This window comes from Mycolicibacterium aichiense, from assembly GCF_010726245.1.
Lineage (GTDB): Bacteria > Actinomycetota > Actinomycetes > Mycobacteriales > Mycobacteriaceae > Mycobacterium > Mycobacterium aichiense.
Map to the genome: position 1 here is coordinate 3,219,036 of NZ_AP022561.1, position 25,792 is coordinate 3,244,827.

General features: G+C 66.5%; 23 protein-coding genes and 1 pseudogene. 8 read left to right on the top strand and 16 right to left on the bottom strand.

Annotation, left to right across the window (positions count from 1 at the left end):
* Positions 1-2: 2 nt before the first annotated feature.
* The 6 genes from G6N32_RS15645 to G6N32_RS15670 form a co-directional block, all read right to left on the bottom strand.
* Complete coding sequence (locus G6N32_RS15645; protein ID WP_115320375.1) at positions 3-1,238, bottom strand: MCE family protein; 1,236 nt, start codon at positions 1,236-1,238, stop codon at positions 3-5.
* Entirely contained in the window at positions 1,235-2,329 is a 1,095-nt protein-coding gene (locus G6N32_RS15650) for an MCE family protein (RefSeq protein WP_115320376.1), read from the bottom strand. Before G6N32_RS15650 ends, G6N32_RS15645 begins: the two co-directional genes overlap by 4 nt.
* Positions 2,329-3,354: an MCE family protein gene (locus G6N32_RS15655; protein WP_115320377.1), complete on the bottom strand. Its 1,026-nt coding sequence runs from the start codon at positions 3,352-3,354 to the stop codon at positions 2,329-2,331. Before G6N32_RS15655 ends, G6N32_RS15650 begins: the two co-directional genes overlap by 1 nt.
* Positions 3,354-4,544: an MCE family protein gene (locus tag G6N32_RS15660; RefSeq protein ID WP_115320378.1), complete on the bottom strand. Its 1,191-nt coding sequence runs from the start codon at positions 4,542-4,544 to the stop codon at positions 3,354-3,356. Before G6N32_RS15660 ends, G6N32_RS15655 begins: the two co-directional genes overlap by 1 nt.
* Before the next feature lie 148 nt (positions 4,545-4,692).
* Positions 4,693-5,490, bottom strand: a complete 798-nt coding sequence (locus G6N32_RS15665) for a rhomboid-like protein (RefSeq protein ID WP_115321263.1) — start codon at positions 5,488-5,490, stop codon at positions 4,693-4,695.
* 9 nt (positions 5,491-5,499) lie between these two features.
* Entirely contained in the window at positions 5,500-6,399 is a 900-nt protein-coding gene (locus tag G6N32_RS15670; RefSeq protein ID WP_115320379.1) for an adenylate/guanylate cyclase domain-containing protein, read from the bottom strand.
* A 135-nt stretch (positions 6,400-6,534) separates the two neighbouring features.
* Between G6N32_RS15670 and G6N32_RS15675 the strand changes: the two genes are divergently transcribed.
* Complete coding sequence (locus G6N32_RS15675) at positions 6,535-7,557, top strand: oxygenase MpaB family protein (protein ID WP_115320380.1); 1,023 nt, start codon at positions 6,535-6,537, stop codon at positions 7,555-7,557.
* 12 nt (positions 7,558-7,569) lie between these two features.
* Entirely contained in the window at positions 7,570-8,805 is a 1,236-nt protein-coding gene (locus G6N32_RS15680; RefSeq protein WP_115320381.1) for an acyl-CoA dehydrogenase family protein, read from the top strand.
* Positions 8,806-8,841: 36 nt separating this feature from the next.
* On the opposite strand, the pseudogene G6N32_RS15685 reads toward G6N32_RS15680, so the two are convergent.
* From G6N32_RS15685 to infC, 8 genes and pseudogenes are all read right to left on the bottom strand, one after another.
* A pseudogene (locus G6N32_RS15685) lies at positions 8,842-9,157 on the bottom strand (hypothetical protein); the annotation flags it as partial.
* A 63-nt stretch (positions 9,158-9,220) separates the two neighbouring features.
* Positions 9,221-10,222: an FAD binding domain-containing protein gene (locus tag G6N32_RS15690; RefSeq protein ID WP_115320382.1), complete on the bottom strand. Its 1,002-nt coding sequence runs from the start codon at positions 10,220-10,222 to the stop codon at positions 9,221-9,223.
* Positions 10,219-10,758, bottom strand: coding sequence for a (2Fe-2S)-binding protein (locus G6N32_RS15695; RefSeq protein WP_115320383.1), 540 nt, complete (start codon positions 10,756-10,758; stop codon positions 10,219-10,221). The genes G6N32_RS15690 and G6N32_RS15695 overlap by 4 nt, the downstream gene beginning before the upstream one ends.
* Positions 10,758-13,037: a xanthine dehydrogenase family protein molybdopterin-binding subunit gene (locus G6N32_RS15700; RefSeq protein WP_115320384.1), complete on the bottom strand. Its 2,280-nt coding sequence runs from the start codon at positions 13,035-13,037 to the stop codon at positions 10,758-10,760. The genes G6N32_RS15695 and G6N32_RS15700 overlap by 1 nt, the downstream gene beginning before the upstream one ends.
* A complete protein-coding gene (locus G6N32_RS15705; RefSeq protein WP_115321264.1) occupies positions 13,034-13,849 on the bottom strand; it encodes a TrmH family RNA methyltransferase in 816 nt (271 codons plus the stop codon). The genes G6N32_RS15700 and G6N32_RS15705 overlap by 4 nt, the downstream gene beginning before the upstream one ends.
* 1 nt (position 13,850) lies before the next feature.
* Entirely contained in the window at positions 13,851-14,240 is a 390-nt protein-coding gene (gene rplT, locus G6N32_RS15710) for a 50S ribosomal protein L20 (protein WP_083122489.1), read from the bottom strand.
* Between the two features lie 48 nt (positions 14,241-14,288).
* Positions 14,289-14,483 carry a 50S ribosomal protein L35 gene (gene rpmI / locus G6N32_RS15715; protein ID WP_036344784.1) on the bottom strand — a complete coding sequence of 65 codons (195 nt, stop codon included), beginning with the start codon at positions 14,481-14,483 and terminating at the stop codon, positions 14,289-14,291.
* A gap of 12 nt (positions 14,484-14,495) precedes the next feature.
* Entirely contained in the window at positions 14,496-15,098 is a 603-nt protein-coding gene (infC, locus tag G6N32_RS15720) for a translation initiation factor IF-3 (protein ID WP_163789562.1), read from the bottom strand.
* Between the two features lie 280 nt (positions 15,099-15,378).
* Between infC and G6N32_RS15725 the strand changes: the two genes are divergently transcribed.
* The 5 genes from G6N32_RS15725 (at position 15,379) to G6N32_RS15745 (ending at position 21,588) form a co-directional block, all read left to right on the top strand.
* Positions 15,379-15,741 (top strand): DUF1844 domain-containing protein, encoded by a 363-nt coding sequence (locus G6N32_RS15725; RefSeq protein WP_115320385.1) that lies wholly within the window; start codon positions 15,379-15,381, stop codon positions 15,739-15,741.
* Positions 15,742-15,788: 47 nt separating this feature from the next.
* The gene (gene lysX / locus G6N32_RS15730) at positions 15,789-19,112 is read left to right on the top strand and encodes a bifunctional lysylphosphatidylglycerol synthetase/lysine--tRNA ligase LysX (protein ID WP_115320386.1); all 3,324 of its coding nucleotides are present in this window, start codon (positions 15,789-15,791) and stop codon (positions 19,110-19,112) included.
* 87 nt (positions 19,113-19,199) lie between these two features.
* Positions 19,200-20,609 (top strand): alpha/beta hydrolase, encoded by a 1,410-nt coding sequence (locus G6N32_RS15735; RefSeq protein ID WP_115321266.1) that lies wholly within the window; start codon positions 19,200-19,202, stop codon positions 20,607-20,609.
* A gap of 5 nt (positions 20,610-20,614) precedes the next feature.
* Positions 20,615-20,860 carry a hypothetical protein gene (locus G6N32_RS15740; RefSeq protein ID WP_115321268.1) on the top strand — a complete coding sequence of 82 codons (246 nt, stop codon included), beginning with the start codon at positions 20,615-20,617 and terminating at the stop codon, positions 20,858-20,860.
* Entirely contained in the window at positions 20,854-21,588 is a 735-nt protein-coding gene (locus G6N32_RS15745; protein WP_115321267.1) for an SDR family oxidoreductase, read from the top strand. Before G6N32_RS15740 ends, G6N32_RS15745 begins: the two co-directional genes overlap by 7 nt.
* On the opposite strand, the gene uvrA is transcribed toward G6N32_RS15745, so the two are convergent.
* The gene (gene uvrA, locus G6N32_RS15750) at positions 21,585-24,485 is read right to left on the bottom strand and encodes an excinuclease ABC subunit UvrA (RefSeq protein ID WP_115320387.1); all 2,901 of its coding nucleotides are present in this window, start codon (positions 24,483-24,485) and stop codon (positions 21,585-21,587) included. The two genes, G6N32_RS15745 and uvrA, sit on opposite strands and share 4 nt — an antisense overlap.
* 83 nt (positions 24,486-24,568) lie before the next feature.
* Between uvrA and G6N32_RS15755 the strand changes: the two genes are divergently transcribed.
* Positions 24,569-25,246: an MBL fold metallo-hydrolase gene (locus tag G6N32_RS15755; RefSeq protein WP_115321269.1), complete on the top strand. Its 678-nt coding sequence runs from the start codon at positions 24,569-24,571 to the stop codon at positions 25,244-25,246.
* Positions 25,247-25,252: 6 nt separating this feature from the next.
* On the opposite strand, the gene G6N32_RS15760 is transcribed toward G6N32_RS15755, so the two are convergent.
* Positions 25,253-25,711 carry a lipoprotein LpqH gene (locus tag G6N32_RS15760; protein ID WP_232077127.1) on the bottom strand — a complete coding sequence of 153 codons (459 nt, stop codon included), beginning with the start codon at positions 25,709-25,711 and terminating at the stop codon, positions 25,253-25,255.
* Between the last annotated feature and the right edge of the window lie 81 nt (positions 25,712-25,792).

Sequence of the window (25,792 nt, forward strand, 5' to 3'; positions counted from 1 at the left end):
TCTCACGGTGTCCCCTGATACGCGGAGATCGCGGGCGGATTCTCGGGCGGACCGGGGACAGGCCCCGATCCCCCTGGCGCCAGTGCCGGATCGGAGTAGGTGAGATTCTCCGGAGACGGCGCCTTCATCAGGAACGGGCTCATCGGGAACGGCAACAAGTTGAAGCTGAGCAACCGCATCGCCGGGCCGAGGTACTGGGCGCACAGCTTCGCCGTCTCCGGCGCGGTGGCGTTCTCCAGTGCACCGATCTGCCCGCAGATGAACTGGATCGGGTTGGTGAAGTTGTTGAAGACGATCGATCCGATGTTGTCGCCGGTGTCGGGGTTGTAGACGTTGTAGTAGTTGGCGAAGGCGTTCGGCGCCACGTGCAGCAGCTGCTCGAGACTCTTGCGGTTGTCGGCCAGGTTTCGGGTGACATCGGTCAGGCGCTCGACCTGTTCGACCGTCACCTCGCGGCTTCCGCTCACGAAGCGTTGCGCATCGGCGGTGGCTGTCGCCAGGTCGCGCAACGCGGCGTCGAGATCGCCGGTGTTGTCGTCAAGCGTCCCCATCAGTGCGGCCAGACGCTGCTCAAAGTCGACGATCGCTCCGCTGCTGTCGCGCAGCACGGTGACAAGATTCTGCATGCCCTTGATGATGTCGACGATGTTGCCGCTTCCGTCCGCGAAAATTCGTGCGACAGCTGACAATTGGGCCAGCATCTGTCGAAGCTTCACGCCGTTGCCGCCCATTGCGTCAGCGGTGTCGTCGATCAGCCGCGCCAGCGCAGGCCGGGTTGTCTCGCTGCTGGGCCCCAAATCGGTTGACAGCCGCATCAACTGGGTCTTGACGTCGTCCCATTCGATCGGGACGGCGGTCCGTTCAACCGGGATCACCGCACCCGATGGCATCGTCGGACCGCTGTCTCGATAGGCGGGCGTCAGCTGAAGGTAGCGGGCAGCCACCAGGTTCTGTGCGACGATGACCGCCTGGGCGCCGGCGGGGATGGACACTCCCGGGTCGACGCGAAGGACCATCTTGACCTGCTTGCCGGCGGGCTCGATGGACTCGATGCTGCCGACCTTCACCCCCGACACGCGCACCTCGTCACCGGCATAGATGGCGGTGGCCGCCGTGAAATACGCGGTGATCGTGGTTGCGGGATAGACCGTGTGCATAACCAGCAGTGTGGTGCCGGCAGCTGCGAGGGCGACGAGTACCGCGGCGGTGCCCGCGACGATCTTGCTGCGGAGCCTCACCGTGGACCCTCCTGCGGTTGGGGCGGAATCCCGTTGTACGGGAACGGGAACTCCGCTCGCGGTCCGGCGTTGTCCGGCGGTTGTCCCGCGTCCGTGCCTCGACGGAATCCGAATGCGTAATCGAAGAACGGTTGCAGGAACGCTGCAGGAACGACGTTGGCGGTGTAGGCCTGGTAGTAGAAGCCGCTCGATACGGCTTCGCCCATGGTGATCTCGTATTTGGCCAGCCCCGGCAGCGCCTTGGCGATGTTGTCGCTGTTCTTCTGCAGCACTTCGGTGACCGAGTTGAGTTTGGTCAAGGTGGGCGCCAGCTTGGCTTCGTTGTCGTGAACCAGCGCGGAGAGCTGCCTGCTGACCGACGATGTGTTGGCCAGGAGCTCAGCGATCGCCTGACGGCGTTGCGCGAGAACAGTGATCAGGTCAGCGCCGTTGAGGATGAGCGCGTTGACCTGCTCACGGCGTTCGGACAGCACCCCGGCCAGATCCGATGCACTGTGCAGAAGATCCCGCAGTGTGTCGTTGCGGCTGTTCATCGACTGGCACAACCTGGTCAGCCCCGCCAATGTGGGCCCGAGTTGCGGCGCCATCGAATCGACAGTGTCGGAAAGGGTTTCGAGCGATTGATTCAACGTCGCCGTGTCGAGCCCCGAGGCGTTGGCGGTGAGATCTCCGATGACGTCGGTGAGCACGTAGGGTGACGAGGTTCGAGAGACCGGGATCGGATCGGAGGGCTTCTGCGTCCCGGCGCCCGCCGGGACCAGCGTGACGATTCGCGCCCCGAGCACGGTTCCGGTCTTGATATGCGCGGTGGTCTGCGATCCCAGGTGCACGGAGCCGTCGACGGTGAAGGTCACCAACGCATCCCCGCGCAGTAGTGCGACCGACGAGACGGTGCCCACTTTGATGCCGGACACCACCACGTCGTTGCCGGCCACCAGCCCGCCGGCTTCGGGGAACACAGCCTGGTAACGCACCTGCGTCGCCCACGACCACAGCGTTTGCGGCGCCAGGCCGACAAGCGTCACCAGAATGGCGACCGAGACTCCGATGAAGCCGGCCCGGATAAGCGCTGCGCCGCGGTATTTCAACATCACGGCTCAGCGCACCTTCCGTTGGTCTGTTTGATCCAGGGGAAGACCGCGGTCCTGCCCTGCAGGTCGGTCACGCGCACCGACATGCCGCACACATACATCTGGATGAAGCTGCCGTAGGCGCCCAGCCGGCTCAGCTTCCGATAGTTCTCCGGCGCCTTCACCAGTGCCCGATCCACCCGTTCCTTGTCCTGATCCAGAATCGGGGCGAGTCGGCTCAACTCGTCGACCACTCCGGACAACGGTGGCCGCGCGGCGGTGAGCAGGTCGGCCAGCGACGCGGTGCCGGCATCGAGGGCGGTGATCGCCGCACCGATCGGATCGCGATCGGCGGCGAAGCCGGTGATCAACTTCTCGATGCGGTCGATTGCCGCCGAGAATCGGTCACCCTCGGCCGTCAGAGTGGACAGGACGACCTTGAGGTTGTCGATGAGTTGCTCGATGACACTGTCGTTTTCAGCCAGTGCGGTGGTGAACGAGGACGTCTTGTCGAACAGCGATTCCACGGTGCCGCCCTGCCCCTGCAGGATCTGCACCAGGGAAGCGGTGAGGGCGTTGACGTCCTGCGGATTCAGACTCGCAATCACCGGCTTGAGGCCGGAGAGCAACAGATCGAGGTCGAGGGCCGGTTCGGTGCGATCGATGGGGATCTGGGAACCGGCAGGCAGCACGGCATTCGGGCCGGGCGCATCGACCAACTCCAGGTAGCGGTCACCCACGAGGTTGAGGTAGCGCACCGCGGCTTTGGTTGCGCCGGTCAGTAGGACGTCGCGGTCGGCGTCGAATGTCACCAGGGCGGTCGCGTCGGCCCGAAGGGTCACCGTGTCGACCGTGCCGATCCTGATACCGGCCGCCCGCACGCTGTCACCGGGTTTGAGTCGCGATGCGTCGGCGAACACTGCCGAGTACCCGTTGGTGTTTCCGGTGCGGTATTGGGCAAAAGTCATGAACAGCAACGCCGTCGCGGTGACCATCACCACCACGAACACGGTGAACTTGACTGTCGTCGCCCGTAATGACCGCATCAGCCGGGCTGCCCGATCTGTGCGGAGTTTCGGGGTGGGCCGTCCAGCGGGCCGTACAACAGCTGCTTGAGACCGTCGGAATTCAGCAGGATTCCCTGATTGCCGTACTGGGCGGGATTGGCACCGATATCGGTAACCAGGAAGGGCGGTTTGGTGTTGGGCGCCAGGTGCGGCAGCCCTTGGTCGGCGCAATGCGGGCCGCCGGTCGCAGCCACCTTTGGCAGGTCGGCGGGATAGCGGTACCGCTCCAGGCCCATGGTGAAGCTCACTGACACGACGGCGCCGGGATCGGGCTGCGGCGGCGCCTTCGCGATCGGGAGAAGACCGGCAAGCGTGCAGTTCAACGCTTCGTGGTAGCGATTGGTCAGGTCCGTGGTGGGTACCAACATGCGCAGGACGTCGGTGAGCGCCGCCCGATTCTCGTCGACGACGGTGGTTCCGGTGTCGGCCAGCCCAATTGCGCTGAGCAGCAACGCATCCAGATCGTCCTGCCGCTCGACGATCGTCTGGCTGATCCGCGTCACATTGCCCACCGACCCCACCAGGTCGGGCGCCGCGTCGGAGTAGGCGCCGGCGGCGACGTCCGCCGCGCGGATGTCGTGGCGCAGATTGGGCAGGCTCGGCTCGAGTTCGGCCAACAGGGTGTCGATGTCCGAGAACATCTTTCCCAGCTGCTCGCCCCGGCCGTTCATCGCGCCGGCGAGGACACCGAGAACCTCATTGAGCTTCTCGGGTTGCACGTGCGAGAGCAGCGAGGTGAGCCGCTGGAAGACGGTGTTGATTTCCACCGTCACATTGGTCGCGTCGATGACCTGACCGGAACGCAGTGGCTGCGCAGACGGATGCTCCGGCGTCGTCAGCTCGACGAGCTTGGCACCGAACACCGTCGGTGAGGAGATCTCGACCCCTACGTTGCCGGGGATCAACGACAGCTGCGCCGGATCGACCGAGAGGTGAAGAACCGCTTGACCGTTGGGACTCTGGTCGATCGACGACACCGTGCCGACCTCGACGGCACGCAGCTTCACCTTGGCGCCGGGATTCATCACCAGCCCCGCACGCGGCGAGAGCACCGTGATCGGCACGCCCGGGGCGAGATCGCCGCGAAACATGATGACTGCCACCGCGACCACCGCGGCAAGCACGACGACAGAACCCAGTCCCACCGCGACGCGGAGCGTGCCGCGCATAGTTGACGTCGCGTCGCGGTGAGTCACGTCGGCACCCTCCCTGGCTTCGGGAGAATTCGTACCACACGTATGTCAGTACTGACTAGATTTATGTCACAACTGACGCGTGTTTGCGGCGCAGCTGGTCAGACAAGCTGGTGGGTGTTGCTCAGGAGACGGCGGGCTGCGGCGACGGTGCGACGGTCAAGGCCCGGCGCACCGCGCGCCGACGGGCTACCTGCGTGGCAGTCAACGCGCCCAGAACGCCCAGCGTCGATGTCGTCAGAATCGACAACCCGGTGTTGGCCATGATCAGGTAACCGAACGCCGCCGCGACTGCCAACAGCGCGTACCGCGCGGTGGTCCAGTGCGCGGGATGGCCGAATCGGGTGCCGACCGCCATTCCGAGGATCAGCGCCACGCCATGGCCGACGTTGGTGAAGTCACCGAAGGTTCCGATGGCCGAGCCGACCGCGACCGCCAGCCACCAGCCCGTCCACGCCGCGCGCCACTGGCGGGGTATCGCCGCGGTCAACGCGCCCAGGACTCCGACTGCCCCGTAGCTCATGCCCACGTCGGTGGCGTTGACGATCGACCACGATGCCAACCCGGCGGCCAGCGCGCCGGTCAGGCCCGCTGCGACGAGCAGCGTCGCTCCGACATGGCCGACGACGAACGCCACCACCATCCGGCGGCTGTGCCACAACAGTTCGGCCAGACCGAGAATTGCGAACAAGCCGGGCAGCCAGACGTAGATCGGACCGGTTTCGGTGACGAACGCGCTGCCGATCAGCGTGCCGAGCCGGCCGTGCGCGAGATTGTGCAGGTTGGTGCTCGCATGCCAGATGACCTGTTCACGGAAATGCGGGCCGAGGGCCACCAGCACGGCCGCCACCGCCACGAGCGCGGCGGTGTAAGCCAGGGTGACTCGGAGGCGGACCAGCCTCGTCAACAGTGAAAGAACCATCTCCATCCACTATGCCTGGGCTTCGAGATCGTCTCCATCGTCCTCGACTGGCAGATCCCTGCGGGTTTTGAGGCGGTACATCGCCAGATCAGCAGGCACACCGGTGGCACGAGAGGCGAACATTTGACGCCTGATCCGCTTGACCGTGACGCCCAGCGCATCGAGTTCGTCGGGGCTGATGCACTCCAGCGTCTCCCCCGATACGACCAGTCCACCCCGGGTCGCACGGTCCATCACCCGAGCGGCGATGTTGACGTCGACACCGAGCCAGTCCGAGCCGATGCGTTGCGGCCTGCCGGTGTGGATTCCGGCGCGCATACGCGGCGTATAGCCGTCTACCTCGACTGTTCGGACCGCCTCGCGGGCCGCCATGGTGGCACGCACGGCGGTCGCGGGGTCGGCGAAGACCGCCATGATGCCGTCGCCCATCCGCTTGACGATGTGGCCGCCGGCATCGAGCAGCGGCGGCTCGACGACCTGGGCGACGCGGCGCAGCAGCCGCAGGGTGGCGTCGTCACCCGCCTGCAGCGACCAGCTGGAGAAGCCCACCAGATCGGTGAAGACGAGCGTGACCTCCGGGTTGGCGGGGCGGCCCGACACGCGTTCGGTGAGCGCCTGCCAGACCTGCAGTGTGGCCAAGCTCACCTCGCGGGTGGCCGCTTCACGATCGCGCAGCAGGCGGTCGGCGGCACGTGCGGCGGCACGGGCCCCGCCATCGCCTGCCGCGGACAGCGGGTCGCCGAAGTCGGGATCGCCGGGCAGCATCCGCCGGGCACGACGAACGAGGGCGATGACACCGGGGTTGTGATTGGTGTTGTGCCACCACGCCGCGGGCCCACGCCCGGGCTGCACCAGCTGGTTGACGTCAACGAGGGAATCGGGTTGATCGTCGAACGGCTCGACGTCCACAAGATCAAGCCTAGGCAACGCTTTTCGGGCCGGCCAACCAGGTGTGACGCGGTCGACGTCTCGCTATGCCAAACGACTGGTCACAGCTTCGTCGCCATCGTAGACAACACCTGTTGTCAGACCTATCGTTAGGCGATGAGGTCAACGTCGACCACAAGTAACGCCGAGCCGCTTGGGCCGGACTCCCTGACGTGGAAATACTTCGGCGATCTGCGCACCGGGATGCTCGGGGTGTGGATCGGCTCGCTGCAGAACATGTACCCGCAGCTGGGCGCTGGAGTGGAAGAGCATTCGATCCTGCACCGCGAGCCGCTTCAGCGGGTGGCCCGGTCGGTGTATCCGATCATGGGCGTGGTGTACGACGGGGAGCGAGCCCGTCAGACCGGTGAGCAGATCAAGGGATTCCACCGCGGCATCAAGGGCGTCGACGCCGCGGGCCGGCGCTATCACGCGCTGGACCCCGAAACGTTCTACTGGGCGCACGCCACGTTCTTCATGTTGATCCTGAAGGTGGCCGAATACTTCTGCGGCGGCCTGACCGAGGCCGAAAAGCGCCAGCTGTTCGACGAACACGTGCAGTGGTACGCGATGTACGGCATGAGCATGAAGCCGGTCCCGGAAACGTGGGAGGACTTCTGCGAGTACTGGGACCGGGTGTGCCGCGACGAGTTGGAGATCAACCGGGCGACCCTCGACATCTTCGATATCCGCATCCCCAAGCCGAAATTCGTGCTGATGCCGACGCCGGTGTGGGATCAGTTGTTCAAGCCGATGGTGGCCGGCCAGCGGTGGATCGCCGCCGGATTGTTCGACCCGGTGGTGCGGGAGAAGGCCGGAATGCGCTGGACGCCCGGCGACGAAGTGGTGCTGCGGTTGCTGGGCAAGGCGGTCGAGGTCGCGTTCTTGGCGGTGCCGGACGAGATCCGGCTGCACCCCCGCGCGCTGTCGGCATACCGGCGGGCCTCAGGACACCTCCCGGCGGACGCGCCGCTGGTCGAAGCACCCGGTTTCATGGCACCCCCTAAAGATCGCCGTGGGCTGTCCATGCACTATGTCCCTCGGACCAAGAGCCTCTTCGCGCGTGCGGGGTCGCTGGTTCACACGACGTTCTCACTCGCCGGTTTGCGGCCCGCCCGAGGACGTTCCGCCGCCGCCTGAACCGGAGAACCCATGATCGAATGGTCCGACGTCGATATCGCCGTGCGCGACGCCGTCCGTGAGTTCGTCGACAAAGAGGTGCGCCCGCACCTCGACGACCTGGAGAGCGGCGATATGGAGCCGTACCCCATCATCCGCAAGCTGTTCGCCACCTTCGGCATCGCCGAGATGGCACGCGAGTCACTGGACAAACGACTGGACCGGCTGCGGGCCGGCACCGAGTCGAAGTCCGGCGGCGGTGGTGGCATGTTCGGCGACGGCGGCTCGGCAGGAATGGGTTTCGTCCTGATCAGTGAGCTGTGCCGGGTCAGCATGGGCCTGGTCACCGGGATGGGTGTCAGCCTGGGACTCACGGTCCCGACGATCCAGAGCCGCGGCACGCTGGCCCAGCAGGAGCGCTGGCTGCCGGAGCTGGTGACCTACGAGAAGATCGGGGCATGGGCGATCACCGAGCCGGATTCGGGCTCGGATGCGTTCGGCGGCATGAAGTCCTACGTGGTTCGCGACGGGGACGACTACATCCTCAACGGGCAGAAGACGTTCATCACCAACGGACCCGACGCCGACGTCGTGGTGGTGTACGCCAAGCTCGACGAGGGCGATGGGGCCGACAAGCGCGATCGCAAGGTGCTGACGTTCGTGCTCGATCGCGGGATGGAGGGCTTCGTTCAGGCAAAGCCGTTCCGCAAGATGGGGATTCACAGTTCGCGCACCGGTGAGCTGTTCTTCAACAACGTGCGCCTTGGCCGGGACCGGTTGCTGGGCGAAACCGAGGAGAACAAGTCCGGCGACGGCCGCGACAGCGCCCGGTCGAGTTTCGCCGCGGAGCGGATCGGCGTGGTGTCGATGGCGCTCGGTGTCATCGAGGAATGCCTGCGGTTGTGCACCGATTACGCCAAGACACGCACGTTGTGGGGCAAGGAGATCGGTCAGTTCCAGTTGATCCAGCTCAAGCTGGCCAACATGGAGGTGGCCCGAATGAACGTGCGCAACATGCTGTTCCGGGTGATCGAATGCGGGCAGACCGGTACGCCGATTTCGCTGTCCGAGGCGTCGGCGATGAAGTACTACTGCTCGCAGGCCGCCACCGATGTGGCGATGGAAGCGATCCAGCTGTTCGGCGGCAACGGGTACATGACCGAATACCGGGTGGAACAGCTTGCCCGCGACGCCAAGTCGCTGATGATCTACGCCGGCAGCAACGAAGTGCAGATCACCCACGTGGCCAAGGGTTTGCTCGGGGCGTGAGCTCCGGGGTGCAACCCTGCTGCGCCGCATAGGGTTGGTGCCCGCCTCCGAGCGACAGCTGGCGGGCTTGCTCTCGCAGCGCTGCCACACGCTGATGAATGCGGTGTTCTGTCCCACGCGGAATGCCCCATTTGGCCGCGTATCGTCCGCGGCCGAGGGGGCGGACTCGGTCATGGACCCGTTCCCATCGCAGGGCATCCGAGATCGCCTTGGATGGCCTGCCGGCGACGGTAAACCCCCAGTCGTCGAGCGCCACGACCAGGTCGGCGACAGTGGTTGGGCCGTTGAGTTGCAGATATCTGGTCAGCACGTAGCGGAGGTTGGTCCCCCGCAGCAGCAGCGAGTTGGTCATGCCGCCAAGGTTGCACAGCGGACTGACACGGACTGGATTGTCGCTCGAAGGCGGGCACCAACCCTAAGGTTCCGGAACCCCGCCTGTACCGAGCGCCCGGACCAGCGCCCGATGCACCGCGCTGCGCCCGAGCGGGACCTTGAACGCATTCTGACTCAGCGGCCGGGCACCCGCCATCGCCTGCTCGCCGGCCCTGCGCAGCACCGCATCCTCGGGCCGCAGGCCGATCAACGCCGCCTCGGCCGCAGGCACCCGCCACGGCCGCGGGGCGACGCCGCCCAGCGCGATTGCTGCGGACGCGATCACCCCGTCGACCAGTTCGAGGCCGACCGCCGCCGACACCAGCGCAAAGGCATAGCTGTGTCGATCACGCAGCTTGAGGTACCACGAGTGCGCCGCAAATGCCGACGCGGGCAGCTCGACCGCAGTGATGAGTTCCGCCGGCTGCAGACAGTTTTCGCGATCGGGGGCGTCTCCGGGCAGCGTGAAGAAGTCGGCGATCGGGATGCTGCGGTCGCCGTCGGGGCCCTGCACATGCACGACGGCGTCGAGGATCGCCAGCGCCACCGCCATGTCGGAGGGATTGGTCGCCACGCACTGCTCGCTGCCGCCGAACAGCGCATGCTCGCGGTTGAACCCGTCGAGCGCGGCGCATCCCGATCCCGGCACCCGTTTGTTGCAGCGGTCGAACTCGGTTTGCATGAAATAAGGGCAGCGGGTTCGTTGCAGCAGGTTGCCACCCACGGTGGCCATGTTGCGCAACTGGGTGGTGGCGCCGCTGAGAATCGCGTGCGACAACACCGGATACTGGCGCCGAATCAACGGATGATTGGCCAATGCGCTGTTGGTCACACCGGCACCGATGCGCACACCGCCGATGTCGGTACTCACCACCGAAGTCAGCCCGAGGCGTCGAACGTCGACGAGCGCCGACGGCTGCAGCACACCGTTTTTCATCAGATCGACGAGATTCGTGCCACCGGCGAGGTACGCGCCGCCGGTCTCGACGACGGAACGGATCGCATCGTCCACCGACAGCGCGTGCCGGAAGCCGAACGTCTTCACTGCGACGTCGCCTTCGCTGCCGCCGCGACGGCATCGACGATGTTCGAGTAGGCGCCGCACCGACAGATGTTGCCCGCCATCCGTTCTCGGATCTCATGCTCGGTCAGTTCCGGGTGACCCGCGAGCGCGGCGTCGCGGTCACCGTCGAACGATGCCGCGGACAGATCGCCGCGGGCATGCTCACGCAGCATCGCGTGCGCCGACGAGATCTGGCCCGGAGTGCAATAGCCACACTGGAACCCGTCGTGGTCGAGGAAGGCCTGTTGCACGGGATCGAGTGCGTCGCTGCTTTCGATCCCTTCGATCGTGGTCACCGCCGACCCGTCCACCGACACGGCCAGCGCCAGGCAGCTGACGATCCGCTCGCCGTCGACGGCCACCGTACATGCGCCGCACAAGCCGTGATCGCACCCTTTCTTGGTGCCGGTCATCCCGAGCCGCTCACGCAACAGGTCCAATAATGTGGTCCGAACGTCGACACTGACCTCGTGCAGCGTCCCGTTGATGCGAAGGGCGATCCCGTGGTCGGACACCATCAGCTCCCCTGACTCGCGACATCGTGAATCATCAACTGCTCCACAGTGATCGGCAGATCGCGGATCCTGCGGCCGGTACCGTGGAAGATCGCGTTGGCCACTGCCGCGGCGACGCCGCAGGCGCCGATCTCGCCGATACCCCGTACGCCGAGCGGGTCCAGACCGAAGTCGGGTTCATCGATGAACGTGATGTCGAACTCGGGCCGGTCCGCGTGCGTCGGGACGTAGTACTCACCGATGAGTTGCGAGGTTCGGGCGTCATAGGGCACCTGTTCCAGCAGCGCCATGCCGACGCCGAACGTGATGCCGCCCATCACCTGATTGCGGGCCAGTGCCGGGTTGAGGACTCGGCCGCAGTCCATCACCGCAACCCAGCGGGTCACCGTCGCCCGCCCGATCTCTTCGTCGACCTCGACTTCACAGAAGTGCGCGCCGAACGACTGCGAGACGCTGTCGCGCTGCTGCCCACCGTCGACCGAAACGGTGAAACTCAGCTCGTCCAGGTAATGCTGTCCACCGTTGGTGATCGCCTCGGCGACCGCCATCCGGTGGCCCGCGGAGACCACATCGCCGTCAACCAACCGGATGTCACCTGCTCCGTGGAATGGTGTGCTCTCATCGGTCATCAGCAACGCGCGCAACCGGTCACTCCATTGGGTGGCGGCGGCATGGACGGCCGAGCCGACCGTGGCCGTCGTCTGCGACGCGCCGCTGTACGGCGCATCCGGGAACAGGGAATCACCGGAATCGAACGTCACGGACGGCAACGGCAAACCCGCGGCGTCCGCGGCGACCTGACACATCGCCGTGCGCACCCCGGTGCCGATCTCGTGGGTGGCCGAAGCAAATCGTACGGAACCGTCAGCGGCAGTGGTCACGCTGCACGAGGCCGGCATCCGGCGACCGGGATATGTCGCGGTGGCCATACCCCAGCCGAGTTGAATACCGTTGTCCGACAACGATCGCGGCTGCAGAGGGCGCTTATCCCACCCGAACCGCCGCGCCCCGGCCTCGTAACAGTCCAGGAGATGCTTGCCCGACCATGGTTTTGCGCTGGCCTGGTCGGCGTCGGCGTGGTTGCGGATGCGGAGTTCCAACGGGTCCATGCCGAGGTCGACGGCGAGTTCGTCCATCGCGGATTCCAGCGCGAACAGACCCGGCGCCTCCCCCGGTCCTCGCATGAAACATGGTGTGGGAGCATTGATTCGCGCGGTCCGGTGGGACACCACCAGCCGCGGCGTCTGGTAGAGGATGCGGCTGGACAGCCCGGCGGGCTCGCAGAAGTGAGCCACCGTCGACGTCTCGGTCACGGTGTGATGTTCGACGCTGCGCAGCGCACCATCGCCGCCTGCGACCAGACTGATCTGCTGGCGGGTCCGCGGCCGATGCCCTGTCGAGGAGAACATCTGGTTGCGGGTGAGGACGAGTTTGACCGGACGCCCGATCTCCCGCGCGGCGACCGCGCACAACACCACGTGCATCCACAGAAAGCTCTTCGACCCGAACGCACCGCCGACCAGAGGTGCGACCACCCGGACGTGAGGTTCCGGGATACCGAGGTAGGCGGCCAGCGCCGCGCGTTCTCCGGTGATCCACCGAGTCGCGTCATGCACGGTGAGCAGATCACCGTCCCACGCCGCGATGGTGGCCGAGAGTTCGATCGGATAGTGCGCATTGAGCGGTGTCGTGTATTCGACATCGAGGCGTGCCGCGCCGGTCGGTTCGTCACGGGGCCCGCGATGGTCTTGCAGTTTCTCCTCGTCCAGTTTCACGAAGTGATCCGGAAGGTAACTGCCGTAGCGGATCTGGCCGTCCTTCTCATCCGGTGCCGGGGTGGCGCCGAGTACCTCGTCGATGCCCAATGCGGCCGGTTGCATTTCGTAGCGGAGGTCGAACAACGACGCTGCATAGGTGGCGTTCTCCGGCGAATCAGCGACCACCACGGCCATGTGCTGGCCGACATGCTGAACCGTCAGATCCGACAGCGGTGGCCTGCGCTCCATCGGCAGGTCGAACGTGACGTCGTCCGGCAATCGATGCAGGACCGGACAGTTCAACGGAGTCAACACATGCAGCACGCCCGGTGCCTCGGCCGCGCGGGCGGCGCTCTCCCGCAGCGATTCGACGGTCACGATGCCGTGGGCGATCCCGGACTGCACCACTGTGCCATAGGCCAATCCGTGCACCACGGTGTCGGCCGTGTAGCGGGCACGCCCGGTCACCTTGTCCCGGCCCTCGATCCGGGTGACCGGTAATCCGATCTGCCGAGCCGAACTCATTCCGCCATTGTGCACGAGTTGCCACCGCCACGCTGGACGCGCGCGCTCTGATACAGGCAAATAGCCGCAGCGGCAGCAACATTCAGACTTTCGGCGCCGCCAGCCATCGGGATCCTCACCCGGTGGTCGGCCAGCGCGGCAACGTCAGCGGAAAGACCTTGTGACTCCGGACCGAACACCCAGGCGGTCGGCGCGGCCAGGACAGGGTCGGTGTCGTCCAGGCTCACCTCGCCGTCCAGCGTCGTCGCCAGCACCTGCAGGCCCGCGCCGCGCAGCCGGGCAACAACATCCTCCGGATCGTCGGCGACCACCACCGGCACCGCGAAGATACTGCCCGCCGAGGAGCGTAAGACCTTGCCGTTGTACGGATCCACACTGTGTCCGGCGAACACCACCGCCGCGGCGCCCATCGCGTCGGCCAACCGGATCAGGGTCCCGGCATTACCCGGCTCCGATAGTTCGACGGCCACCACCACCAACTGTGGCCGGCCGGCCAGCACCGCATCGATATCGTCGGCGGGCGCCGTACACACCGCGACCAGCCCCGAGGGCGTCACCGTCTCCGAGAGCGCCTTGGCCGCACGCTCGGTCACCCGGTGGACGGTCAACCCGGTGAGCAACTGGGCATGGCGCTGCACGGCAGCGTCGGTGGCGAATACCTCGACCACCAGTCCGCGGCGCCCCGCAGCCTCAACCAAGTTGGGGCCCTCGGCCAAAAAGCGCCCAGCACGACGACGCCCGGTGTGGCGCTGCAGTTTTACTGCAGCCGCCACCCGGGCGGATCGTTCAGTGAGTGCCTCTGACTCCGAAATGTCAGGCGGCTTCACCGGAGGGAGCGTTGACGTCCTCCGGCAGCGCGCCCTTGGCGACCTCAACCAGCGCGGTGAACGCGGCGGGGTCACTGACGGCGATCTCGGCGAGGTTCTTGCGGTCGACCTCGACGCCGGCGGCCTTCAGGCCCTGGATCAACCGGTTGTAGGTGATGTCGTTGGCGCGGGCAGCCGCGTTGATGCGGGAGATCCACAGCTTGCGGAACTCACCCTTGCGGGCACGACGGTCCCGGTAGGCGTAGGTCAGCGAATGCAGCTGCTGCTCTTTGGCTTTGCGGTAGAGCCGCGAGCGCTGGCCGCGGTAGCCCTTCGACGCCTTGAGTACTGTGCGCCGCTTCTTCTGGGCATTGAGTGCGCGCTTCACGCGTGCCATTGGGGTGTTCCTATTCTCGTTCGGTCAGAAAGTTGAGGGTTACGGCGCTTAGCCGTTCAGCATCGCGTTGACACGCTTGGCGTCGTTGGCCGCCACGACGGTGCGACCGTCCAGGCGGCGGGTGCGCTTGGTGGCCTTGTGCTCGAGCAGGTGGCGACGGTTCGCCTTCTGCCGCACGATCTTCCCGGTGCCGGTCTTGCGGAAGCGCTTCGATGCTCCGCTATGAGTCTTGGCCTTGGGCATTGGTCCTCAGTTCTACGTGGTCTCTGGGTTTTCGGTGGGTTGCGCCTCGGCCTGGCGCCCCGCGGGGGCGTCGGCGTCATGCGCCGCCTTGGCGCGAGTCTTCGCGCCGCGGTGGGGTGCCAGCACCATCGTCATGTTGCGGCCGTCCTGCTTGGCAGAGGTCTCGATGAAGCCGTAATCGGCGACGTCGGCACCCAGCCGCTGCAGGAGTCGGAACCCGAGTTCCGGTCGCGACTGCTCGCGGCCGCGGAACATGATCGTGACCTTGACCTTGGACCCCGCCTCGAGGAAGCGGATCACGTGACCCTTTTTGGTCTCGTAGTCATGCGGGTCGATCTTGGGCCGGAGCTTCTGCTCCTTGACGACGGTCTGCTGCTGGTTCTTGCGGGACTCGCGCGCCTTCTGGGCTGTCTCGTACTTAAACTTGCCGTAGTCCATGATCTTGCAAACCGGCGGCTTGGCGTCGGGGGCTACTTCGACGAGGTCAAGATCGGCATCCGCGGCGACGCGAAGAGCGTCTTCGATGCGCACGATGCCTACCTGCTCCCCGCCGGGCCCGATCAGTCGGACTTCAGGTACGCGGATGCGCTCGTTGACACGGGTCTCAGTGCTGATGGGGCCTCCCTGGATCGGTTTCCTCTTCGGACCATCGCGGAGCCACAAGGAAACAGCCGGGAGAAACCACGCCATCAGCGAGAAGGCCCTGCATGTAGCAGGGCCCAGTGCCGACCGATCACGGCTGACGCCGCCTGCGAAACCGCAGAACAGATACCATTGCGGTACCTGCGACCGGACCGTTGTACCTGCGGAAACATCCGTGGCCGACGGTGGGAGTGGGACTCCACTTGCTGTCCTGGCGTACGCCGGGACGGTCGTGCATGCCAGTCTAGCAGGCATGACGGACTCCAATACACCGCCGGCTGACGCGAGTGACCCGCGGGCACGCGACCTGGCCGACGTCCCCGCCGTGGAGGTGATCACCCGTGCCGCGGTGATGCTGATGAGCGCGGCCGCGGAGAAAATCGGGCTCTCCTCCCCTGATCCCGACACCAGCGAACACCGCGACCTCGACGAGGCCCGCCGGCTGATCACCGCGCTTGCCGGCCTGGTGACCGCATCGGCGGAGTATCTGGGGCCGCACGCCGGCCCGGTCCGTGACGGACTCAAGAGTCTGCAGCTGGCGTTCCGGGAAGCCAGCGCCGCGCCCGAGGAACCCGGCCACGGTCCGGGCGAGAAATACACCGGCCCCGTCTGGTAGCACACCACAGACAATTCGTATGTCGAAGTAATATCCTCGGCGGCACTATGACCGTCACCACGAGCCGGCCAACTTCACGGTTCCGCTGGGTGCCCGCCGCGGCCGGCTGGATCATCGGCGTGATCGCGACCCTGTCGCTGCTGTCGAGCGTCTCGACGATCCTGCGGCACGTCATTCGGATACCGCGGGAGTTCATCAACAGCTATCTGTTCAACTTCCCCGACACCAGCTTCGCGTGGGCCTTCGTCCTTGCTCTGCTGGCCGCCGCGCTCGCGGCGCGCAAACGGATCGCCTGGTGGATTCTCATCTTCTACATGGTGGCCGCGTCGGTGTGGAACATCACCGACCTGCTGACCGGCGACGAGACCGCAGCCGTGGACGCCGGCGAAGTCATCGGCCTGGTGTTCCACATCGCCGCGGCGATCGCGCTGGTGCTGGCCTACAAGGAATTCTGGGCGCGCGTCCGCCGTGGGGCCCTCGTCAAGGCTGCCGCGACGCTGGTGGCCGGCTTGGCCGTCGGCACCGCGATCGGCTGGGCCCTCCTCGAATTCTTCCCCGGCACGCTGGCTCGCGAAGACCGATTCCTCTACGCACTCAACCGGGTCAGCGCATTCGCCGGCGCCGGCTCCGAATCCTTCACCGGCCATCCGCACACGTTCGTCAACGCACTGCTCGGCCTGTTCGGGGCCATGGCGCTGATGGTGGCCGCGATCGTGCTGTTCCAGTCCCAGCGCGCCGAGAACGCGTTGACCGGAGAGGACGAGTCCGCGATCCGGGGACTGCTGCAGGTGTACGGCAAAAACGATTCGCTCGGCTACTTCGCCACCCGCCGCGACAAGTCCGTGGTGTTCGCCGCCAACGGTCGCGCCGCGATCACCTACCGCGTCGAGGTCGGGGTCTGCCTGGCCAGCGGGGACCCGATCGGTGACCCGCGCGCCTGGCCGCAAGCCATCGCGGCATGGCTGTCGCTGTGCCAGGAGTACGGCTGGGCGCCCGGGGTGATGGGGGCCAGTTCCACAGGCGCCCAAGCCTTCCGGGAAGCCGGGCTCAACGCCCTCCAACTCGGCGACGAGGCGATCCTCTATCCCGACCAGTTCCATCTGTCCGGGTCCGACATGCGCGCGGTGCGCCAAGCCGTCACCCGGGCCCGCCGCGCGGGCCTGACAGTCCGGTTCCGGCGGCATCGCGACTTTTCCCCTGACGAGATGGCCGACGTGATCAGCCGGGCTGACGGCTGGCGCGACACCGAAACCGAACGCGGCTTCTCGATGGCGCTGGGCCGGCTCGGGGACCGCGCCGACGGTGACTGCCTGTTGGTGGAGGCCGTGCAGGGCGCGGGTAGTGAGGAAAGCGACCCGGGCGCCGGCCAGGTCGTCGCGATGCTCTCGCTCGTGCCGTGGGGCAACAACGGGCTGTCGCTGGACCTGATGCGCCGCTCGCCTCAGTCCCCCAACGGAACCATCGAGCTGATGGTCACCGAACTGCTCCAGAACGCCGAAGAACTTGGCGTCAACCGTGTTTCGCTGAACTTCGCGATGTTCCGCGCCGCGTTCGAGCAGGGCGCCCAGCTCGGCGCCGGCCCCGTGGCGCGGCTCTGGCGCGCCATGCTGGTGTTCTTCTCGAAGTGGTGGCAGCTGGAGACCTTGTACCGCTCCAATATGAAGTATCAACCACAGTGGGTGCCCCGCTACGCCTGCTACGAGGACGCCCGGCTGGTACCGCGGGTCGGTGTCGCGTCCGTGATTGCCGAAGGCTTTCTGGTGCTGCCGTTCTCCCGGCGCACCAAGCAGCACACCGGCCACTACTCGGCGGTCCCCGAGGACCTGGCCGCGTCGGGACGGCTACACGCCGACGGCACGGCGCCCGATGCGGTCGACGAGCCTGCCGCCGACCCCGAGCGCCGGCATCGCGACCGTCTCCCCGACCAGGTTCGTGTCCGGATGGCGAAACTGAAAACGTTGCAGCGCAACGGGATCGACGCATACCCGGTAGGCAGCCCGCCGACCCACACCGTGGCCCAGGCACTGGACGCCGCCGACGACGTCACCCTCAGCGTCGCAGGCCGGATCCTGCGTGCGCGTGACTACGGCGGCGTTGTGTTCGCCCAGCTGCGCGACTGGTCCGGCGATGTGCAGTTGCTGCTGGACAAGGCGACGCTCGACGGCGCGGCCGAAGACTTCGCCGCAGTCGACCTCGGTGATCTCGTCGAGGTCACCGGGCACATGGGGTACAGCAAGAACGGCACCCGCTCGGTACTGGTCGCGCAGTGGCGCATGCTCGGAAAGTGCCTGCGTCCCTTGCCGGACAAGTGGAAGGGCCTACAGGATCCGGAGGCTCGGGTCCGCGCGCGCTACGTCGACCTCGCCATCAACGCCGAAGCCCGCGACCTCATCCGCGCGCGCAGCAACGTCCTGCACTCGATCCGGGACACCTTGTTCAACAAGGGTTTTCTCGAAGTCGAGACGCCGATCCTGCAGCAGATCCACGGCGGGGCCAACGCCCGGCCGTTCAAAACCCACATCAACGCATACGACCTCGACCTCTATCTGCGCATCGCCCCTGAGCTGTATCTCAAGCGGTTGTGCGTCGGTGGCGTCGAGCGGGTCTTCGAGCTGGGCCGGGCGTTCCGCAACGAGGGCGTCGACTTCAGCCACAACCCGGAGTTCACCCTGCTCGAGGCCTACCAGGCGCACGCCGACTACCGGGTGTGGCTCGACGGCTGCCGCGAACTGATCCAGAACGCCGCGATCGCCGCCAACGGCTCCGCGGTGGTGATGCGGCCGAGGCAGGACTTCCCCGACCAGCTCGAGCCGATCGACATCTCCGGAACGTGGACGGTCAAGACTGTGCACGACGCTGTCTCCGAGGCCCTCGGCGAACAGATCGACGCGCACACCGATCTGGAGGTCCTGCGCCGGTTGTGCCACGCCGCGCGGATCCCCTACCTGACCCACTGGGACTGCGGGGCGGTGGTGCTCGAACTCTACGAGCGGCTGGTGGAGGAACACACCGAAGCACCGACGTTCTACACCGACTTCCCCACCTCGGTCTCGCCGCTGACCCGTCCGCATCGCAGCAAGCCAGGGGTCGCCGAGCGGTGGGACCTGGTGGCGTGGGGCGTCGAACTGGGCACCGCCTACAGCGAGCTGACCGATCCGGTCGAGCAGCGACGCCGGCTGCAGGAGCAGTCGCTGCTGGCCGCCGGCGGCGATGCCGAGGCGATGGAGCTCGACGAGGACTTCCTGCAGGCAATGGAATACGCCATGCCACCGACCGGTGGCCTCGGAGTCGGCGTCGACCGCGTGGTCATGCTGATCACCGGACGCAGCATCAGGGAAACGCTGCCCTTCCCGCTCGCCAAACCCAGGTAGCCCGCCGAAGGAACTTCACAGCGACCAGCCAGGAACTGTCGTCACCATGAGAACGTGACCGCGGCTGATCACCAACACATTTCGTTGATGCACGGATGGCTGCCCCTCACGGTGCAGATCGTGGCCGGCCTGGTCCTGGTGTTCGCTGTGGGCTGGCGCACCCGGCGCTGGCGTCTGCTTTGGCTGCCACTGGCCGCCATCGTCGGTATCGCCGCCGCCTGGTTCACCCAATGGAGCATCGCCGACGACGGCCTGGCCGGTGACCCCGCCCCGCAGCAGCTGTGGGTGTGGATCGCCGCCACGGGGCTGGCGGTGGTGGTCGCAGTCGTCGGCTGGCGCGGCACGCGCTGGTGGCGTCGTGGGATGTCGGTGCTCGCGATACCGCTGTGCGGGCTGGCGACGGCGTTGATGCTCAACCTCTGGGTGGGCTACTTCCCGACCGTGCAGACCGCCTGGAATCAAGTCACCGCGGGCCCGTTGCCCGACCAGACCGACCGCGCGACGGTGACCGCGATGGTGCAGCAACACGCCATCCCGGCCAAGGGAACTGTCGTGAAGGTGACGATCCCCTCGGACGCCTCGCATTTCGCGCATCGCGACGAACTCGTCTACCTGCCGCCGGCGTACTACGCCACCAACCCGCCGCCGAAGCTGCCGACGGTGATGATGATCGGCGGGGAGTTCAACACCCCCGCTGACTGGCTACGCGCGGGCAACGCGATCAAGACGATCGACGACTTCGCTGCCGCACATCACGGCAACGCTCCGGTGTTCGTGTTCGTCGACTCCGGCGGGGCCTTCAACAACGACACCGAATGCGTCAACGGCCCGCGGGGCAATGCGGCCGACCATCTGACCAAAGACGTTGTGCCGTTCCTGCTTTCGAATTTCGGTGTCAGTGCCGACCGCACGAACTGGGGCCTGGTCGGCTGGTCGATGGGCGGTACCTGCGCCGTCGACCTCACCACGATGCACCCGGACATGTTCAGCACGTTCGAGGACATCGCCGGCGATTTGACCCCCAACTCCGGCACCAGGACCCAGACGATCTCCCGGCTGTTCGGGGGTGACGCGGCCGCGTACGCGAACTTCGATCCCGCCACCGTCATCACCAGACACGGCCCCTACCAAGGCGTATCAGGGTGGTTCGCCATCTCCGGATCCCCGTCCGCGCAGCGCGCGACCCCCACCACCATCGAGACCGGCGCGAGCGGCCTCGGCGGCCGCGACGCCAACCCCAATCCGAACGACCAAACCGCGGCGGCGAACACCCTGTGCGGATTGGGCACCGCCAATGGCATCAACTGTTCGGTGGTGGCTCAGCCCGGCAAGCACGATTGGCCCTTCGCCGCGCGTGCCTTTGCCGACGCCCTGCCCTGGCTGGCCGGCCAGATCGGGACACCCGGCATCCCGGCGGTCGCGCTACCGGGCCCGCCGGTGCCGCCACCGGGGCCGGTCACGATCGCTGCCGCCGGGAGGCCGCCCGGAGTACGGTGATCGTCATGCCCGACGAATCCGTCGCCCAACCCCCGCTGGACTCCGGCTACAACGAATCCGGGGTGCCCACCTTCGAATCGGTGCAGGAGAAGATCGAGACGCGGTACGGAACTGCGCTCGGCTCAGCCGAATTGGACGCCGAGACGCCCGAAGGTCGCACCGTCGAGGAGCAGTACGAGTCCCGTCAGCGGGCGGCGGCCGAGCGACTGGAAGAGATCCGCGCGTCGATGCACAAGCCGGATCAATCCTGACCGGCAAAATCGTCGCGATCACCGGCGCCAGCAGCGGGATCGGTGCGGCGACGGCGCGACTATTGGCACGGCAGGGTGCCGCCGTGGTCCTCGGTGCCCGCCGCGGGGACCGGCTCGACGAATTGGCCGACGAGATTCGCGACGCCGGCGGGACGGCGCTGACCGTCGCAACCGACATCACGCAACGCGCCGACGTCGAGCGCCTGGTCTCGGCGGCCGTCGACGAGTACGGCCGTCTCGATGTGTTCGTCGGCAATGCCGGCATCGCGCGAATCGGGCCGACGGCCGACCTCGACGTCGACGGCTGGGACGCGATGATCGACGTCAACCTGCGCGGGGTCCTGCACGGCATCGCCGCCGCGTTGCCGGTGTTCCGTCGGCAGGGACACGGCGACTTCGTGACCGTGGTGTCGACCGCCGGGCTGAAGATCGTCCCGGAAATGGGCGTGTACGCCGCGACCAAGAACGCCGTGCGCACCCTGCTGGAGGCGTTGCGTCAGGAATCCACCGACGGCATCATCCGCACCACGTCGATCTCCCCGGGATACGTCAACACCGAACTGGATTCGTCGATCAAAGACCCCGAAGCGCGTGCTCAGGCTCGCGCGGCGATGGAGAGTTTCGGCCTGCCGCCCGAGGCGGTTGCCCGGGCGATCGCGTTCGCCATCGAGCAGCCTCGCGATGTCGAGATCGGCGACATCACGATCCGCCCGACGGTCCAGGGCTAGCTGACCTTGCGCCGCCGGGTTGTCCGCTTGGGTGCCGGTGCCGCAGGCAGCACGTCGGCGAGGAACTTGCCGGTGTAGCTGCTCGGCACCGCGGCCACGTCTTCCGGAGTGCCCTGCGCGACGACGGTGCCGCCGCCGGAACCACCCTCGGGACCCATGTCGATGATCCAGTCCGAGGTCTTGATGACGTCCAGGTTGTGTTCGATGACGATCACCGAATTACCTTTGTCGACAAGGCCGTTGATGACCTTCAGCAGCTTGCGGATGTCCTCGAAGTGCAGACCGGTGGTCGGCTCGTCCAGGATGTAGACGGTGCGGCCGGTCGAGCGCTTCTGAAGTTCGGCGGCGAGCTTGACGCGCTGCGCCTCACCGCCGGACAGCGTCGGTGCCGGCTGTCCCAACCGGACATAGCCCAGCCCCACGTCGACCAGCGTGCGCAGATAGCGGTGGATACTGCTGATCGGCTCGAAGAACTCAGCGGCGTCCTCGATGGACATGTCGAGCACCTCGGAGATCGTCTTGCCCTTGTAGTGCACCTCGAGGGTTTCGCGGTTGTAGCGCGCGCCGTGGCACACCTCGCACGGGACGTAGACGTCGGGCAGGAAGTTCATCTCGATCTTGATCGTGCCGTCGCCCGAACATGCTTCGCAGCGGCCACCTTTGACGTTGAACGAGAACCGCCCCGGCTGGTAGCCGCGCACCTTCGCTTCGGTGGTGGCGGCGAACAGGGTGCGGATCTTGTCGAACACGCCGGTGTAGGTGGCCGGATTGGAGCGCGGGGTGCGCCCGATCGGCGACTGGTCGACCCGGACCAGCTTGTCGAGGTGTTCCAGCCCGTTGATCCTGGTGTGGCGGCCCGGTACCTGACGCGCCCCGTTGAGCTTGTTGGCCAGCACGGTCGCCAGGATGTCGTTGACCAAAGTGGACTTCCCGGAGCCGGACACGCCCGTCACCGACGTGAGCACCCCGAGCGGGAACGCGACGTCGATGTCATGCAGGTTGTGCTCCCGCGCGCCGATGACGGTGATCTGCTTGCGGCGGTCCACCGGGCGGCGGATCGCCGGTACGTCGATGCTCTGCTTGCCCGACAGGTAGGCACCGGTGATCGAGTTGGGGTTACGCAGCAGATCGGCGTACGGGCCGCTGTGTACCACCTGACCACCGTGCTCACCGGCCGCCGGTCCGATGTCGACCACCCAGTCAGAATGCGCGATGGTGTCTTCGTCGTGTTCGACAACGATCAGGGTGTTACCCAGATCCCTTAGCCGCGTGAGGGTTTCGATGAGACGACGGTTGTCGCGCTGGTGCAGCCCGATGGACGGTTCGTCGAGCACATAGAGCACGCCGACCAGACCCGACCCGATTTGGGTGGCCAGCCGGATGCGCTGGGCCTCACCGCCGGACAGGGTGCCCGCCGCGCGAGACAACGACAGATAGTCCAGCCCGACGTCGAGCAGGAAGCCCAATCTCGACTGCACCTCCTTGAGTACCTGGCCGGCGATGGCCGACTCACGGGCACCCAGGGTGAGGGCGTTGAGGAACTCCGAGCAATCCGAGATGGACAGCTCGGACACTTCGGCGATCGACTTCGCGCCGTACTCCCCTGCGGCCAGCGTGACCGCGAGGATTTCCGGCTTGAGCCGGGTGCCCTGGCACTCCGGGCACGGCACGTCACGCATGAACCCGTCGTAGCGCTCTTTCATCTGCTCGGATTCGGTCTGCTCCATCCGCCGGTGCAGAAACGCCATCACACCTTCGAACTCGGCGTAATACGACCGGGTCCGTCCGTACCGGTTCTTGTAGCGAACGTGGACCTGCTCGTCGCAGCCTTCAAGAATCGCCTTGCGCGCCTTGGCCGGAAGCTTGCGCCACGGGGTGTTGACGTCGAAGCCCATCGACTCGCCCAGGCCGGCCATCATCCGGGTGAAGTACTCGGCGGTGTGGCCCATCGCCCACGGTGCCACCGCACCGTCGGCGAGCGTCAGGTCCGGGTCGGGAACCACCAGCTCGGGGTCGACTTCCTTGCGGATGCCCAGGCCGCTGCATTCCGGGCAAGCGCCGTAGGGCGAGTTGAAGGAGAACGACCGCGGTTCGAGGTCGTCGACGGCCAGCGGATGCCCGTTGGGGCAGGCCAGCTTCTCGGAGAACCGCTGCTCGCGATGGGGGTGGTCGTCTTCGCGGTCGACGAACTCCAGCACGACGATGCCGTCGGCCAGATTCAACGCCGTCTCGACGGAGTCGGTGAGGCGCTGCTTGGCGCTGCTCTTGACCGTCAGGCGGTCGATGACCACCTCGATGTCGTGCTTTTCCTGCTTCTTCAGTTTCGGAGGTTCGGTCAGCGAGTGCACGACACCGTCGACTCGGACCCGGCTGTAGCCCTGGCTGTTGAGCTTGTCGAAGAGGTCGACGAATTCACCCTTGCGGGTGCGCACCACCGGTGCGAGCACCTGGAACCGCAGACCTTCATCCATGGCGAGCACCTGGTCGACGATCTGCTGCGGGGTCTGCCGTGCGATGCGCTCACCGCACACCGGGCAGTGCGGGGTACCGGCGCGGGCGTACAGCAGGCGCAGGTAGTCGTAGACCTCGGTGATGGTGCCGACCGTGGAGCGCGGGTTGCGGTTGGTGGACTTCTGGTCGATCGACACCGCGGGCGAAAGCCCCTCGATGAAGTCGACGTCCGGCTTGTCCATCTGACCGAGGAACTGGCGCGCATAGGCCGACAGCGACTCGACGTAGCGGCGCTGCCCCTCGGCGAAAATGGTGTCAAACGCCAACGAGGACTTGCCCGATCCAGACAATCCCGTGAAGACGATCAGACTGTCGCGGGGCAGGTCCAAGTCGATGCCGCGCAAGTTGTGCTCACGCGCGCCTTTGACGATCAGCCGGTCAGCCACCGGCCCCCCTTCCTGCGGGTTTGTTGGCGAGAGGACGCCGCTCCCCATGCTATGTCGACCCACCGACAAGTAACGTGGCGACCATGACAGTCGTCGCCGACACCTACACCGGACACGTCGAACCGCAGACCGCGGCCCGCAGGACGGTGCCCGGCGCCACCATCGTGAAAATGTCCGTGGGCCCGATGGACAACAACACCTATGTGGTGACCTGTTCCCACTCCGGGGAAAGTTTATTGGTCGACGCCGCCAATGACGCCGAGCTGCTGGTCGACCTGGTGCGCGAACAGGCGCCGAAGTTGACCCTCATCGTGACCAGCCACCAGCACTTCGACCACTGGCAGGCGCTCGAAGCGCTTGCCGAGGCGACCGGGGTTCCCACCGCCGCCCACGAGCTCGACGCAGAGCCGCTGCCGGTGACGCCGCAGCGCTATCTGGCCGACGGTGACACGATCACCGTCGGCGACCTCGTCTTCGATGTGATCCATCTGCGCGGGCACACGCCCGGCTCGGTGGCGCTGGCGTTGCGGCCGGCCGGCGATCGGACCGCCACCCACCTGTTCACCGGGGACTGCCTGTTCCCGGGCGGCGTCGGCAAGACATGGGAGCCCGGAGCGTTCGAGCAGCTGCTCGGCGACGTGAACAACAAGCTGTTCGACCGGTACGGCGACGACACGGTCGTCTACCCCGGGCACGGCAACGACACCACGCTGGGTGCCGAGCGACCACACTTGGCCGAATGGCAGCAGCGCGGCTGGTGAGCCGCCTCAGGGGCAGGTCGCAACGACCTCGAACGGCTTGCTGACCTGGTTGCCTGCCGAGTCCGATCCGCTGGCGGTGCCCTTGATCGTGTAGGTGTTGCCGTCCTTGGTGGCGGTGGCCGCGTCGCCAGGCACCCCGTCGGTGAAGTTCAGCACCACCCCGTTGACGTCGCCGAGTCCGACGACGCGGACCTTGGACGCGTCCTGTTCGAGACCGACGATCACCCCGGTGATCGCCTCCCCGATGGCGATCGAGAACTTGCCGTCCGTCATCGAGCACACCACCGGGCCGTCGACCTGCTTGGGCTGACCGTCGATCGTGACCTTCGCGCCGGGCCCGGCGGCCGCTGGACTCGTCGTGGTTGCCGCCCCAGACGTCGTGGTTGCGGTCGTCGATGTCGCCGTCGCGTCGCGGGAGGCGTCGTCCTTCGAACAACCCACCGCACCAACCAGCAAAAGGCTCACTGCGCCAACAACACTCAGCAATCGCGCCGTCATTGTGGTCTCCTCCGCATGCCGGGCCATCCAGTGCCGAGCCTAAACCCC

What these genes read in the sequence shown, in the direction of transcription:
- rplT (WP_083122489.1), bottom strand. Translation starts at nt 14,240, where the DNA reads ATGGCACGCGTGAAGCGCGCACTCAATGCCCAGAAGAAGCGGCGCACA.
- G6N32_RS15650 (WP_115320376.1), bottom strand. Translation starts at nt 2,329, where the DNA reads ATGTTGAAATACCGCGGCGCAGCGCTTATCCGGGCCGGCTTCATCGGA.
- G6N32_RS15740 (WP_115321268.1), top strand. Translation starts at nt 20,615, where the DNA reads ATGCCCGACGAATCCGTCGCCCAACCCCCGCTGGACTCCGGCTACAAC.
- G6N32_RS15660 (WP_115320378.1), bottom strand. Translation starts at nt 4,544, where the DNA reads ATGCGCGGCACGCTCCGCGTCGCGGTGGGACTGGGTTCTGTCGTCGTG.
- G6N32_RS15755 (WP_115321269.1), top strand. Translation starts at nt 24,569, where the DNA reads ATGACAGTCGTCGCCGACACCTACACCGGACACGTCGAACCGCAGACC.
- G6N32_RS15700 (WP_115320384.1), bottom strand. Translation starts at nt 13,037, where the DNA reads ATGAGTTCGGCTCGGCAGATCGGATTACCGGTCACCCGGATCGAGGGC.
- rpmI (WP_036344784.1), bottom strand. Translation starts at nt 14,483, where the DNA reads ATGCCCAAGGCCAAGACTCATAGCGGAGCATCGAAGCGCTTCCGCAAG.
- G6N32_RS15680 (WP_115320381.1), top strand. Translation starts at nt 7,570, where the DNA reads ATGATCGAATGGTCCGACGTCGATATCGCCGTGCGCGACGCCGTCCGT.
- G6N32_RS15695 (WP_115320383.1), bottom strand. Translation starts at nt 10,758, where the DNA reads ATGGTGTCCGACCACGGGATCGCCCTTCGCATCAACGGGACGCTGCAC.
- G6N32_RS15655 (WP_115320377.1), bottom strand. Translation starts at nt 3,354, where the DNA reads ATGCGGTCATTACGGGCGACGACAGTCAAGTTCACCGTGTTCGTGGTG.
- G6N32_RS15735 (WP_115321266.1), top strand. Translation starts at nt 19,200, where the DNA reads ATGCACGGATGGCTGCCCCTCACGGTGCAGATCGTGGCCGGCCTGGTC.
- G6N32_RS15665 (WP_115321263.1), bottom strand. Translation starts at nt 5,490, where the DNA reads ATGGTTCTTTCACTGTTGACGAGGCTGGTCCGCCTCCGAGTCACCCTG.
- lysX (WP_115320386.1), top strand. Translation starts at nt 15,789, where the DNA reads ATGACCGTCACCACGAGCCGGCCAACTTCACGGTTCCGCTGGGTGCCC.
- G6N32_RS15675 (WP_115320380.1), top strand. Translation starts at nt 6,535, where the DNA reads ATGAGGTCAACGTCGACCACAAGTAACGCCGAGCCGCTTGGGCCGGAC.
- G6N32_RS15725 (WP_115320385.1), top strand. Translation starts at nt 15,379, where the DNA reads ATGACGGACTCCAATACACCGCCGGCTGACGCGAGTGACCCGCGGGCA.